This is a genomic window from Gordonia sp. Z-3, assembly GCF_036233855.1.
Taxonomy (GTDB): domain Bacteria; phylum Actinomycetota; class Actinomycetes; order Mycobacteriales; family Mycobacteriaceae; genus Gordonia; species Gordonia tangerina.
Genome location: NZ_JAZARS010000003.1, coordinates 213,885 through 226,567, shown reverse-complemented (window position 1 = coordinate 226,567; position 12,683 = coordinate 213,885). Strand labels below are relative to the sequence as shown.

The window sequence follows — 12,683 nt, the reverse complement described above, 5'->3', positions numbered from 1 at the left end:
CGTCGATTGTCTCTTCTGCCGAGCATTCTCGCAGCCCGGGAATCGCCCGGCTGTGAACGCGTTCCAACCTACACATCGGCTCCGACGGCCGTGCCGTCAGGCCACACCATCTCCTTCGGGCAGCAATGCCCGTACCTCGTCGAGGATTCGGCTCGACATCAACGTCTTGGACCCCAACGGCAGCGCCGTTTCGGTACCGGTGGCCGACAGCAGCCAGCCGGTGTTGTCCTCGGTGCCGAATGCCTTGCCTTCCCCCACCGCGTTCACCACCAACAGATCGCAGCCCTTGCGACGCAACTTGGCGCGCCCGTGATCGAGGACGCCGCCCGTTTCGTCTCCGGTCTCGGCGGCGAAGCCCACAATGACCGTCTCGGCCGGGATACGCCCGGCGGATCGGTCGGTGACGAGCCCGCGCAGGATGTCGGGGTTGGTGGTGAGCTCGATCGGCGCCGGTCCCGCATCGGTCTTCTTGATCTTCGACTCGGTGAACGCGACGGGCCGGAAGTCGGCGACAGCAGCCGCCATGATCACCACATCGGCCTCGGCAGCGCGTTTGGTCATCTCGTCGGCCAGTTGCTGCGCACTGGCCACACGGACGATGTCGACACCGGCCGGATCACCGGGGTCGGCCGTCGACCCCGCGACGACGGTGACGGTGGCGCCGCGTTGGGCTGCGGCACGCGCCAACGCGAAACCCTGCTTACCCGAACTGTGGTTGCCCAGGTAGCGCACCGGGTCGAGCGGCTCGCGGGTACCTCCGGCGCTGATCACCACCCGCACCCCGGCGAGGTCGTAGGGCAACGCGTCGGGACGGTCGAGCAGGAGTTCGCCGATCATCGCGATCTCCTGCGGATCGGGCAGCCGTCCACGACCACTGTCGGTACCGGTGAGCCGGCCCGACGCCGGTGTCATCACCGTGTTGCCGTGGGCGCGCAGGGTGGCGACATTGGCCTGGGTGGCCGGGTGCTCCCACATCTCGGTGTGCATCGCGGGCACGAACAGGACCGGACAGCGCACCGTGAGCAGTGAGGCCGTCAACAGGTCGTCGGCACGCCCCGACGCGGCGCGGGCCATCAGGTCGGCGGTGGCGGGTGCCACGATCACCAATTCGGCGCCCTGCCCGAGGCGGACATGGGCGACCTGGTCGACATCGTCGAAGACGTCGGTGGAGACCGGGTTACCCGACAGGGCCTCGAAGGTCGCCGCGCCGACGAACTTCAGCGCGGATTCGGTCGGCACGACGCGCACGTCGTGACCGGCCTCGGTGAAGTGCCGGATCACCGAGCAGACCTTGTAGGCGGCGATACCGCCGCCTACGCCGATGAGGACCCGACGGTGATTGCCGGGAGTGCTGGTGTGCGCCGTTGCCATCCCCGCGCCCGAGGCTCTTATTCGCCTTCGGTGTGCTCGAGGAGATCGGAGTGGATCTCCCGCATCGCGATCGACAGCGGCTTCTCCTGCAGACCTGGCTCGACCAGCGGACCGACGTACTCCAGGATGCCGTCGCCGAGCTGGTTGTAGTAGTCGTTGATCTGCCGGGCACGCTTGGCCGCGTAGATCACCAGTGCGTACTTCGACGACGCGCGCTCGAGCAGCTCGTCGATGGGCGGGTTGGTGATGCCCAGCGGGGTGTCATAGGCCGGGGCGTCGGCAACTTCGGTCAGGTCGAAATTGGTGGGGGTGCTCACGCAAACTCCTGCATCACTGTGTGCTCTGGTGGCGCCGGCCTGCCGGGTTCGACAGGTGTCGGCGATGGAAACGTCTTCACGTCGACTGTCGGGTGGACGACGGCGCCGGGCTCGACCCATCGACTCGTGACGGATCAGTTGTTGAATCGTCGGACCCGACCAGCAAGGATACCAACTCCGAGGCCACCTGGTCGACTTCGTGGTTCACCAGGACGTGATCGAACTCGTCCTGGGCGGCCATCTCGACCCGCGCGGTCTCCAACCGGCGCGCCACGGCGTCGGCCGATTCGGTCCCGCGTGCGGTCAACCGGGCAACCAGGTCGTCCCACGTCGGCGGCGCCAGGAACACACCGGTCGCCTCCGGAATCCGCCGCAACACATTGCGCGCCCCGACGAGGTCGACCTCCACCAACACGGGCACGCCACGCTCCATCGCCTCGATGACCGGCCGGCGCGGCGTACCCGAGCGCTGCAGTCCGCCGTGGATCTCCGCCCACTCCAGCAGCTCATCGTCGTCGATCATCCGGTCGAACTCGGCGCGGTCGACGAAATGGTAGTCACGTCCGGCTGTTTCTCCGGGGCGCGGTGCCCGGGTGGTGGCCGAGACACTGAAGAACAGTTCCGGTAGTAGCTGACGTACCCGGGAGACCACGGTCGACTTCCCCACGGCCGAGGGGCCGACCAGTACAACCAGTCGGCCCCTCGGGGGCGTGGATTGCGGCTCTCCCGGTGTCGGGCGGCTCACCGCCGAACCTGTGCCGTCATCACACTCGTCTCGTTCACTCGGTCAGGAGCTGAACTTCTCGAGCAGCGCCTTGCGCTGACGATCGCCGAGGCCACGCAGGCGGCGGGTCGGGGCGATCTCGAGCTCGGTCATGATCTCCTGTGCTTTGACCTTGCCCACCTTGGGCAGTGCCTCCAGCAGCGCCGAGACCTTCATCTTGCCCAGGATCTCGTCGTTCTCGGCATCCTTGAGCACCTGCTCGAGGTTGGTGCCGCCGCGCTTCAAGCGCTCCTTGAGCTCGGCGCGGGCCCGCCGAGCGGCAGCTGCCTTCTCCAACGCGGCAGCGCGCTGCTCGTCTGTCAACTGCGGAAGGGCCACGGGTTCCTCCGTCTTTCTAGTCTTCGATTGGACTGTCATCAGTCGCGTGTTGCTCCTGATGGCGGTTGGTCGCCCACGCGACCATGGCGGTCGCCATGAGCGGGCCTGCCATCGCCGCGCAATGGTGCGGCGAAAGCGACCGTACCCACGTGAGCAGGCATTTGCGAGTGCCACCCCCTGCGCAACCGTCGGAACGGCATGCTGTAGCGCCACTGCCCCACGAACCTAACGTATGACGCCGACACGGCACCCGGGCAAGCCCCTGACTACGCACTTTGCCTCGAAACCGCAGGTCAGGGCGTCACGGGCACGAGGAACGCTCACGTCGCCGCAATCGAACCGCAAATTGGCCCCCTGCCTGCGGTGATACCTGTGTGACGAGAGTGACGATCGCGGATTTCCTGCTTTCGGTGTCGCGGTCGCGCGTGTCGCGGCGAGATCGATCGGGTCGCGACCATGTCGGCTCGCCGCAGGGCTGTCAGCCCAGGGCGGTCTCCACCGCGTCCCGGGTGTGACAGAACGCGTCGCGCAAGGCGTCGACATCGGGTCCCGAACGCAAAACACCGCGGCTGCTCGCGGGAACCAGCCAGCGGGTGTCGGCGCCGGCGAAGACCTCCGGCAGGTCCCCGGGGGTGGCGCCCTGGGCGCCCAGCCCAGGCGCGAGGATCGGTCCGTGCAGCCCGGACAGATCTAGTCCGTGCGCCCTGGTGGCGCCGACGACGAGCCCTACCGATCCGCTGCCGTCCGTGTTCTCGGCGGCGGCCGCATCGACGACGGTCTGCCCCACCGCGCGGCCACCTGCGTCGGCGAGCTGGATTTCGGCGCCATCCGGATTGGAGGTGCGCGCCAGCACGAAGGCACACCGCTGCGCGGCACTCGCCGCGTCCAGGGCGGGTCTCAGCGCCCCGAAACCCAGATACGGCGAGACTGTCACGGCGTCGGCACACAGCGGCGAGCGGTCCTCGAGCCAGGCGTCGGCGTAGGCGGCCATGGTGGTCCCGATGTCGCCACGCTTGGCGTCGGCCAACACCAGCGCACCGGCTTCTCGACAGTCCCGGATCACTCGTTCGAGCACCGTGAAACCGGCCGCCCCGAACACCTCGAAGAACGCGACCTGAGGTTTGACGACCGCAGCCACCGGCGCGAGCGCTGCCACGCAGATATCGGCGAATCGCTCGAGCCCGGTGGCAGAGACCGGCAGTCCCCACTGCTCGAGCAGCTCGGTGTGCGGATCGATCCCGGCGCACAGCCGTCCGCGCTGCTCGACCGCCGCGCGATGGCGCGACGCATAGCCGTGGGGTGCCGACGTGGTCATCGGTTCACCAGCACCGCGTGCCGTCGTTGCAGCGACTGCACGCCCATCTGACCGTTGATCGCGGCCTCGATGCCCTGCACCGCGGCGCTCGCGCCCTGCACCGTGGTGATGCAGGGGATGTTCACCGAGACCGCGGCACTTCGGATCTCATAGCCGTCCACCCGCGGACCGGAGTTGCCGTAAGGGGTGTTGATCACCATCGCGACCTCACCGGCCCGGATGATGTCGACGATGGTCTGCACATCGTCGGCGGCCTCGTAGTGTTTGCGGACGGTTCGGCACTCGATTCCGTTGCGCCGCAGGACGTCTGCGGTGCCCTCGGTGGCCAGGATGTCGAAGCCGAGATCGGCCAGGTGTTTCACCGGGAAGATGAGCGCCCGCTTGTCCTTGTTGGCCACCGAGACAAAGATCGCACCACCGGTGGGCAGCGATCCGTAGGCGGCGGTCTGCGATTTGGCGAACGCCTGACCGAAGTCGGCGTCGATGCCCATCACCTCGCCGGTCGATTTCATCTCGGGGCTCAGCAGCGAGTCGACCCCGCTGCCGTCGTGGCGGCGGAACCGGTTGAACGGCAGCACCGCCTCCTTGACCGATATCGGCGCGTGCACGGGCGCCTCGCCCCCGTCGCCGGTGGCGGGTAGCACCCGCTGGGTGCGGAGTTCGGCGATCGTCTCCCCCATCATCACCCGCGCGCATGCCTTGGCCAGCGGCACGGCAGTGGCCTTGGACACGAACGGCACTGTGCGACTCGCCCGGGGATTGGCCTCGAGCACATAGAGGATGTCGTCTTTGAGTGCGTACTGCACGTTGAGCAGCCCGCGCACCCCGATGCCCTTGGCCAGCGCCTCGGTGGAGGCCCGGACCATGGCCAGATCGGACCGACCGAGGGTCACCGGCGGCAGCGCACACGCCGAGTCACCGGAGTGGATGCCGGCCTCCTCGATGTGTTCCATCACGCCACCGATGTAGACCTCGTTGCCGTCACACAACGCGTCGACGTCGATCTCGACCGCGTCCTCGAGGAAGCGGTCGACGAGCACCGGATGGTCCTCGGTCAACTCGGTGGCACGGGAGATGTAGTCCTCCAGGGACTTCTCGTCGTAGACGATCTCCATGCCGCGCCCGCCGAGTACGTAGGAGGGCCGGACCAACACCGGGTAGCCGATCCGCGCCGCCGTGGCGCGGGCCTCGTCGAAGCTGGTGGCGGTGCCGAAGGCCGGCGCGGGCAGGCCGGCGGCGGTGAGTACCTTGCCGAACTCGCCACGGTCCTCGGCGAGGTCGATCGCCTCCGGGCTGGTGCCGACGATCGGGACGCCCGCGGCCGCGAGCCGGTGGGCAAGTCCCAGCGGCGTCTGTCCGCCGAGTTGGACGATCACGCCGGCCACGGTGCCCGATTCGGACTCGGCCCGATACACCTCGAGGACGTCCTCGAAGGTCAGCGGCTCGAAGTAGAGTCGGTCGGCGGTGTCGTAGTCGGTGGACACCGTCTCCGGATTGCAGTTGACCATGACCGTCTCGTAGCCCGCCTCCGACAGGGTCAGCGCGGCATGTACACACGAATAGTCGAACTCGATGCCCTGACCGATGCGGTTGGGACCCGAACCGAGGATCAACACTTTGGGCCGGTCCGGCTGGGGTGCAACCTCACTCGTGGCAGACGGGTCGAGCTCGTAGGTCGAGTAGTGATAGGGCGTTTTCGCCTCGAACTCCGCCGCACACGTGTCGACCGTCTTGTAGACCGGATGCACACCCAGCCCCAGGCGATGGCTCCGCACCGCCGACTCGTCGGCGAAATCCCTTCGCAGCGCGGCGATCTGCCGATCCGAGAAGCCGGTGCTCTTGGCCTGGCGCAGCAAGGATTCGTCGAGGGTGTCGGCATCACGGATGTCGGCACCGAGTGCGGCGATGCCGCCGATCTCGGCGAGGAACCACGGGTCGATGGCGGTCGCCTCATACAGCTGTTCGACACTCGCACCGGCCTCGAAGGCCAGCATCAGCCCGTAGAGTCGCCCGTCCCTGGGTGTTTTGAGCGACTCCAGCAGGGCGTCGAGGTCCAGGGTGGCCGGGTCGGGGCGATTGGGCTCGGTCCAGAAGCCGGCGGCCTTGGTCTCCAACGACCGCATCACCTTGCCGAGTGACTCGGCAAAGCTGCGGCCCAGGCTCATCGCCTCGCCCACCGACTTCATCGTGGTGGTGAGCGTGTCGTCGGCGCCGGGGAACTTCTCGAAGGCGAACCGCGGCGCCTTGACCACGACATAGTCGAGAGTCGGCTCGAAGCAGGCCGGGGTCTCCTTGGTGATGTCGTTGACGATCTCGTCGAGGCTGTAGCCGATGGCGAGTTTTGCCGCGATCTTGGCGATCGGGAAACCGGTCGCCTTGGATGCCAGCGCCGACGACCGCGACACGCGTGGGTTCATCTCGATGACGACCAGCCGTCCGTCGCGGGGGTCCTGCGCGAACTGGATGTTGCAGCCACCGGTGTCCACGCCGACCTCACGCAGGATCGCGATCGAGAGGTCCCGCATGATCTGGTATTCGCGGTCGGTCAGCGTCATCGCCGGTGCGACGGTCACCGAGTCACCGGTGTGCACACCGACCGGGTCCACGTTCTCGATCGAGCAGACCACCACGACATTGTCGCGGTTGTCGCGCATCAACTCGAGTTCGTATTCCTTCCACCCGAGGATCGACTCCTCGATGAGGACATTCGCGGTGGGTGAGGCCGCGAGGCCGCCGCCGGCGATCCGCTCGAGATCGTTGCGGTCATAGGCCATACCGGAGCCGAGTCCGCCCATGGTGAACGACGGCCGCACCACCACCGGGTAACCGAGATCCTCGACCGTGGCGTACACCTCGTCCATGGTGTGACAGACGCGTGACCGTGCGCTCTCGCCGCCGACCTGGGCGACGATGTCCTTGAACATCTGGCGGTCCTCGCCGCGCTGGATGGCGTCGAAGTCGGCGCCGATCAGTTCGATGCCGTACTTCTCCAACGACCCGCGGTCGTGCAGTGCGACAGCGGTGTTCAGCGCGGTCTGACCACCGAGGGTGGCCAGCACCGCGTCGATCGGATGCCCGGCGTCGCGTTCGGCCTCGATCACCTTCTCGACATATTCGGCGGTGATCGGTTCGATGTAGGTGGCGTCGGCGAACTCCGGGTCGGTCATGATGGTCGCCGGGTTGGAGTTCACCAGACTGACCCGCAGCCCCTCGGCCTTGAGCACGCGGCAGGCCTGGGTACCGGAGTAGTCGAACTCGCACGCCTGACCGATGACGATCGGTCCGGAGCCGATGACGAGTACGTGGGAGATGTCTTCGCGGCGTGGCATCAGGCGCTCGTTCCTCGTGCACGGTCACCCTCGAGGAGGGTGACGAATTTGTCGAACAGGTAGGCGGCGTCGTGCGGCCCGGCCGCCGCCTCCGGGTGGTACTGAACCGAGAATGCTTGTCCGGACAGGAGTTCCACACCTTCGACGGTGCCGTCGTTGGCGCAGACGTGGCTCACCCGGGCGCGCCCGAAGTCGGTGTCGAATTCCTCGCCGGCCTCACCTTCGAGGGCGAACCCGTGATTCTGCGCGGTTATCGACACCGTGCCCGTGGCATGGTCGATGACCGGAATGTTGATACCCCGGTGGCCGAACTTCATCTTGTAGGTGCTACGCCCCAGGGCGCGTCCGAGGATCTGGTTGCCGAAGCAGATGCCGAACAGCGGCAGGCCCTCCCCCAGGACGCCTCGGGTGAGCTCGACTGCGGTGTCCGCGGTGGCCGGGTCCCCCGGCCCGTTGGACAGGAACACCCCGTCCGGGTTGAGCGCGGTGACCGCATCGATCCCCGAGTTCGCCGGCAGGACGTGCACCCGCACGCCCCGCTGCGCGAACATCCGGGGGGTGTTCGTCTTGATCCCCAGATCGATGGCGGCGACGGTGAACCGAGCCTGGCCGTCGGCCGACTCGGGGCTCACCTCGTATGCCGCCGCGGTGGTCACCTCGCCGGCGAGGTCGGCACCGGTCATCGGCGGTTGATTGCGCACCCGTGCGACGAGCTCGTCGTCGGAGGCCAGTGCGGGCCCAGAGAACACCCCGGCCCGCATCGACCCGTGGTCGCGCAGGATGCGCACGACGGTGCGGGTGTCGATGCCGGCGATTCCCACCACCTGCTGGCGACGCAGCTCGTCCTCCAGGGAGGTGGTCGCGCGCCAGTTCGACACCCGTCGGGTGGGGTTGCGGATCACGTAGCCGGCCACCCAGATCTTGCCGGAATCGCCGGTGGCCGAATCGCTGCCGGCGCTGCCGGTGCTCTCCCCGTCCTCGTCGTTCCACCCGGTGTTGCCGATCTGCGGCGCCGTGGCGACCACGATCTGCCGGTGATAGCTCGGATCGGTGAGGGTCTCCTGGTAGCCCGTCATCGCGGTGCAGAACACCGCCTCACCCAGGGTCTCGCCGACGGCGCCGTAAGGCAGCCCGCGGAACACCTGTCCGTTCTCCAGCACGAGAACTGCTGTGCTCATTGATCATTCCCCTGTTCGGCTTGGTCTGACCCGGTCTGATCGGGGGCGCCCGCAGCATCGGCGAACTCACTCACCCACCCCGGGTAGATGGTCTTGTCATCGGCCCGGACACCGGAGTCGACCTCGGTCCCGCTGGGCAACAGCCACCGGATCACCAGCACACCGTCGGCGGTCATCACCTTGCCGGCCAGCCCTCGTTCGGTGCGGACGGCGGTGATCGACTCGCGCGGAATCCAGATCTCGGAGGCCCCTTGCCGATCGACCAGGATTCCCTGCGGGTACGCCGAGATCGATGCGGCCGCACGGTCGCCGAAGTCTCCGACGGCGACGCGGTCCTGCCAACTCGGCGCGAGGGTGCTGCCCACATACAGGCCGGTGTCCGGACCGCGGAGCGGGGCGGGCAGATCGGCCGGCACCGGCGGCGGTGTGCCGATCGCCTCGGCCTGCCGCCGACCACGATTGCGCCAGCCGCGCAGGGCCAGGGCCACCAGGCCCAGCCACACCACGATCACGACGACGACCACCACGACCTCGAGACCGCTCACCGGGTGACCTCGCCGTCACGCGCGGTCACCACACCGCGCAACACTGTCGCGGTGACCGTCGCGGGCATGGTCATCGCCGCATACGGCGTGTTGCGCGACAGACTCGCGAGTTCGTCCGGGCGTACCACCCAGGAACGGTCCGGATCGACAAGGGTGAGCGATCCGGGCTCTCCGACCTCGATCGGGCGGCCCTGATCGGCGAGCCCGACGATCTGCGCCGGGCGTTCGCTCATCACCCGAGCAACCCCGCGCCAGTCGAGCAGACCGGGGTTCACCATGGTGTCGACGACGATCGGCAGCGCGGTCTCCAGACCCAGCATGCCGGGACGGGCCTGGGCGAACTCGCAGGCCTTCTCCTGTGCGGCATGCGGCGCGTGATCGGTGGCCACACAGTCGATCACGCCGTCGGCCAGGGCGCGGCGGAGTGCGTCGTTGTCGCGGGTCTCGCGCAGCGGCGGGTTCACCTTGTTCACCGGGTCGTAGGTGGCCAGTCGGGAATCGTCGAGCAACAGGTGATGTGGGGTGACCTCCGCGCTGATCGCGATGCCCTGCTCCCGTGCCCACCGGAGCAGTTCGACAGTGCCTTCGGTCGAGGCATGGCAGATGTGCACCCGGGTCCCGGCATCGCGGGCGAGCAGTGCGTCGCGGATGACGATGGACTCCTCGGCGGCGCGCGGCCATCCCGTCAGACCCAGCCGGGCGGCCGTTGGACCTTCGTGCGCGACCGCGCCCACGGTGAGCCTCGGCTCCTCGGCGTGCTGCGCGATCAGGACATCGAGGCTCTTCGCGTACTCCAACGCGCGGCGCATCAGCAGCGGGTCATCGACGCACTTACCGTCGTCGCTGAACATACGCACCCCGGCCGCTCCGGCGGCCATCATGCCCATCTCGGCGAGCTGCTTGCCGGCGAGGCCGACCGTGACCGCCCCCACCGGATGCACATCCACGAGGCCGATGTCGCGGCCGGTGCGCCAAACGTTGTCGGTGATCGTGGAGTTGTCGGCGACGGGGTCGGTGTTGGCCATGGCGAACACCGCGGTGTAGCCGCCGAGCGCGGCGGCGGCCGAGCCCGTGCGGATGGTCTCGGTGTCTTCGCGGCCCGGCTCACGCAGATGGGTGTGCAGGTCGACAAAACCCGGGAGCAGGATCGCGCCCCCACCGTCGATCCGGTCGGCGGCGTCGGGTGTGGACAGGTCGGCGCCGATCTGCGCGATCGAACCGTCCACGACCAGTACGTCGACCGGGTCGCCCTCGCCGTAGGGACGGACGTCGGCGATCAGTACCGATCCGGTTGCCGGGATGCTCATTGCGCCGTCTCCACTGACTGCGATCTCCTCATCACTCAAGTTCCTGGGTTCTCCGTGCCGACGAGCAGTCGGAACAGCACCGCCATCCGCACATGCACGCCGTTGCGCACCTGCTCCAGCACGGTCGCCCGCGGCGAGTCGGCCACCGAATAGCCGATCTCCATACCGCGCAACATCGGCCCGGGGTGCAGCACCACCGCGTGGTCGTCGAGCAGAGCCAGACGTCGGTCGTTGAGTCCGTAGCGGACGGAGTACTCGCGTGAACTCGGGAAGAACCCGCCGTTCATCCGCTCCGCCTGGACGCGCAGCATCATCACTGCGTCGAGCGTGGGTAGTTCACCATCGAGGTGGTGTGACACCGTCACCGGCCACTGATCGACACCGACGGGCAGCAGCGTCTGCGGTGCGATCAACACCACCTCGGCACCCAGGGTGGCCAGCAGGTGCGCGTTGGAACGAGCCACCCGCGAATGTAAGACGTCGCCGACGATGCCGATCCGACGGCCGTCGAGCGAACCGAGTCGCTGCCGCAACGTCAGGGCATCGAGCAGGGCCTGCGTCGGGTGTTCATGGGTGCCGTCGCCGGCGTTGATCACTGCCGGTCCCGCACCGTCCTCATCGGCGGTCCACGCCGCGATCTGATGGGCCGCGCCCGACGCGGGATGTCGCACGATCAGCGCATCGGCGCCCGCAGCATGCAGGGTCTTGACCGTGTCGCGCAGCGACTCACCCTTGCCGGCCGAACTGCTCGAGGCGCTCACGTTGATGACGTCGGCGCTCATCCACTTTCCGGCCACCTCGAACGACACCCGGGTACGCGTGGAGTTCTCGTAGAACACCGTCATCACGGTGCGACCCCGCAGGGTCGGGAGCTTACGCACCTCACGTCCGGTGAGGGCCTGTTCGAATCGCTCGGCCTCGTCGAGCAATTCGGTCGCTTCGTCGCGCGACAGATCCTGCGTGGTCAGCAGGTGACGCATCAGATCCCACCCCCGGTGTGCGGGGTCGGCTGCGACCCTGCTGCGCTCAGCACGACCTCGTCGACACCGTCGTGCTCCTCGAGATGCACGGACACGTTCTCGTCGCGGGAGGTGGGGATGTTCTTGCCGACGTAGTCGGCGCGCAGCGGCAACTCACGATGCCCTCGGTCGACGAGCACCGCGAGCTGTACCGCGGCCGGACGTCCGAGATCACGCAACGCGTCCAAAGCGGCGCGGACGGTACGACCGGAATAGAGCACGTCGTCGACCAGGATCACGATGGCGTTGTCCACCCCGCCGGCCGGGACGACGGTCCGTTCGAGCGGTCGATGCGGTTTGGCGCGCAGATCGTCGCGGTAGAGCGTGATGTCGAGGTAACCGACCGGGACGTCGGTGCCGGCGAACTCATTGATCCGGGCGGCCAGCCGAGAGGCGAGATAGGTGCCGCGGGTGGGAATCCCGATGATGACGACATGTGGGCTGCTGGATGAGTCGAGCGCCGTCTTCTCGATGATCTCGTGCGCGACCCGGGCGATTGTGCGCGAGACATCGGAATCGTCGAGCAGAACCCGGCCGGGGGGCCGGGAACCATCGGTTGGTGGTGCACCGTCTGTCGACATGACCAAGCCGACCTCCTTCTCCGCCTCGCGGGACGGATCGTTAAAGGATGTCTGTCCCGAAGGACTCTACACCGGCCCACCTCGCACGAACGAGGCAACGCGATGTGGGCTTCGTCAATATGTCGCCGAGCCTGCAGGCAACCGAGGCTCAGTCCCGGCGGGGCGGCTCCTCGGCCGCGGCGGCCGCGCGCACCTGAGGCGCAAGGTCGGCGATCTGGGCCAGCACCCCGTTGACGAACGCGGGCGAGTCATCGGTGGACAGCTCCTTGGCCAATTCCACCGCCTCGTCGACGATCACAATCGGGTCGACGTCGGTCGCGTGGAACAACTCCCATGTCGCCAGGCGCAATATGGCCCTATCGACCGCCGGTAGCCGCTGCAGGGTCCAGCCCTTCAGGTGTGAGGAGACCACCGCGTCCACCTGCGGCAGATCGGCGGCCAACCCGTCGATGACGGTGGCGGTGTAGTCGTGGATCGTCCCCACGCTCTCGTCCTCGCGCACATACTCGCGGCGTTCTGCCACGAGTTGTGTCGCGCTGACCTTCTTGGCCTCCGCCTCGAACAGCAGGTCGACTGCGCGGCGGCGGGCCTTGTGTCGGGTACCGGGTTGTTTCACGGG

General features: G+C 67.8%; 12 protein-coding genes. All 12 read right to left on the bottom strand.

Going from position 1 to position 12,683, the window contains the following annotated elements:
• Window positions 1-96: 96 nt before the first annotated feature.
• The gene (gene coaBC / locus VX037_RS04685) at window positions 97-1,371 is read right to left on the bottom strand and encodes a bifunctional phosphopantothenoylcysteine decarboxylase/phosphopantothenate--cysteine ligase CoaBC (protein ID WP_235722070.1); all 1,275 of its coding nucleotides are present in this window, start codon (window positions 1,369-1,371) and stop codon (window positions 97-99) included.
• Between the two features lie 17 nt (window positions 1,372-1,388).
• Window positions 1,389-1,688 (bottom strand): DNA-directed RNA polymerase subunit omega, encoded by a 300-nt coding sequence (gene rpoZ / locus VX037_RS04680; RefSeq protein WP_160902411.1) that lies wholly within the window; start codon window positions 1,686-1,688, stop codon window positions 1,389-1,391.
• A gap of 76 nt (window positions 1,689-1,764) precedes the next feature.
• On the bottom strand, window positions 1,765-2,433 hold the full coding sequence (gene gmk / locus VX037_RS04675) for a guanylate kinase (RefSeq protein ID WP_235722072.1): 669 nt from the start codon (window positions 2,431-2,433) through the stop codon (window positions 1,765-1,767).
• Window positions 2,434-2,475: 42 nt separating this feature from the next.
• Window positions 2,476-2,790 carry an integration host factor, actinobacterial type gene (gene mihF, locus VX037_RS04670; protein ID WP_160902413.1) on the bottom strand — a complete coding sequence of 105 codons (315 nt, stop codon included), beginning with the start codon at window positions 2,788-2,790 and terminating at the stop codon, window positions 2,476-2,478.
• A 478-nt stretch (window positions 2,791-3,268) separates the two neighbouring features.
• A complete protein-coding gene (gene pyrF / locus VX037_RS04665) occupies window positions 3,269-4,105 on the bottom strand; it encodes an orotidine-5'-phosphate decarboxylase (protein ID WP_266062181.1) in 837 nt (278 codons plus the stop codon).
• Window positions 4,102-7,434 carry a carbamoyl-phosphate synthase large subunit gene (gene carB, locus VX037_RS04660; RefSeq protein WP_328713387.1) on the bottom strand — a complete coding sequence of 1,111 codons (3,333 nt, stop codon included), beginning with the start codon at window positions 7,432-7,434 and terminating at the stop codon, window positions 4,102-4,104. Before carB ends, pyrF begins: the two co-directional genes overlap by 4 nt.
• The gene (gene carA / locus VX037_RS04655) at window positions 7,434-8,612 is read right to left on the bottom strand and encodes a glutamine-hydrolyzing carbamoyl-phosphate synthase small subunit (RefSeq protein ID WP_328713386.1); all 1,179 of its coding nucleotides are present in this window, start codon (window positions 8,610-8,612) and stop codon (window positions 7,434-7,436) included. The genes carB and carA overlap by 1 nt, the downstream gene beginning before the upstream one ends.
• A complete protein-coding gene (locus tag VX037_RS04650; protein WP_287014819.1) occupies window positions 8,609-9,157 on the bottom strand; it encodes a PH-like domain-containing protein in 549 nt (182 codons plus the stop codon). The genes carA and VX037_RS04650 overlap by 4 nt, the downstream gene beginning before the upstream one ends.
• Window positions 9,154-10,464 (bottom strand): dihydroorotase, encoded by a 1,311-nt coding sequence (locus VX037_RS04645; protein ID WP_287014820.1) that lies wholly within the window; start codon window positions 10,462-10,464, stop codon window positions 9,154-9,156. Before VX037_RS04645 ends, VX037_RS04650 begins: the two co-directional genes overlap by 4 nt.
• 35 nt (window positions 10,465-10,499) lie before the next feature.
• Window positions 10,500-11,444, bottom strand: a complete 945-nt coding sequence (locus VX037_RS04640; protein WP_235722078.1) for an aspartate carbamoyltransferase catalytic subunit — start codon at window positions 11,442-11,444, stop codon at window positions 10,500-10,502.
• Window positions 11,444-12,064 (bottom strand): bifunctional pyr operon transcriptional regulator/uracil phosphoribosyltransferase PyrR, encoded by a 621-nt coding sequence (gene pyrR / locus VX037_RS04635; protein WP_235722079.1) that lies wholly within the window; start codon window positions 12,062-12,064, stop codon window positions 11,444-11,446. The genes VX037_RS04640 and pyrR overlap by 1 nt, the downstream gene beginning before the upstream one ends.
• Before the next feature lie 148 nt (window positions 12,065-12,212).
• Entirely contained in the window at window positions 12,213-12,680 is a 468-nt protein-coding gene (gene nusB, locus VX037_RS04630) for a transcription antitermination factor NusB (protein ID WP_235722080.1), read from the bottom strand.
• Window positions 12,681-12,683: the final 3 nt, after the last annotated feature.

What these genes read in the sequence shown, in the direction of transcription:
- carB (WP_328713387.1), bottom strand. Translation starts at nt 7,434, where the DNA reads ATGCCACGCCGCGAAGACATCTCCCACGTACTCGTCATCGGCTCCGGA.
- pyrF (WP_266062181.1), bottom strand. Translation starts at nt 4,105, where the DNA reads ATGACCACGTCGGCACCCCACGGCTATGCGTCGCGCCATCGCGCGGCG.
- VX037_RS04645 (WP_287014820.1), bottom strand. Translation starts at nt 10,464, where the DNA reads ATGAGCATCCCGGCAACCGGATCGGTACTGATCGCCGACGTCCGTCCC.
- coaBC (WP_235722070.1), bottom strand. Translation starts at nt 1,371, where the DNA reads ATGGCAACGGCGCACACCAGCACTCCCGGCAATCACCGTCGGGTCCTC.
- VX037_RS04640 (WP_235722078.1), bottom strand. Translation starts at nt 11,444, where the DNA reads ATGCGTCACCTGCTGACCACGCAGGATCTGTCGCGCGACGAAGCGACC.
- pyrR (WP_235722079.1), bottom strand. Translation starts at nt 12,064, where the DNA reads ATGTCGACAGACGGTGCACCACCAACCGATGGTTCCCGGCCCCCCGGC.
- carA (WP_328713386.1), bottom strand. Translation starts at nt 8,612, where the DNA reads ATGAGCACAGCAGTTCTCGTGCTGGAGAACGGACAGGTGTTCCGCGGG.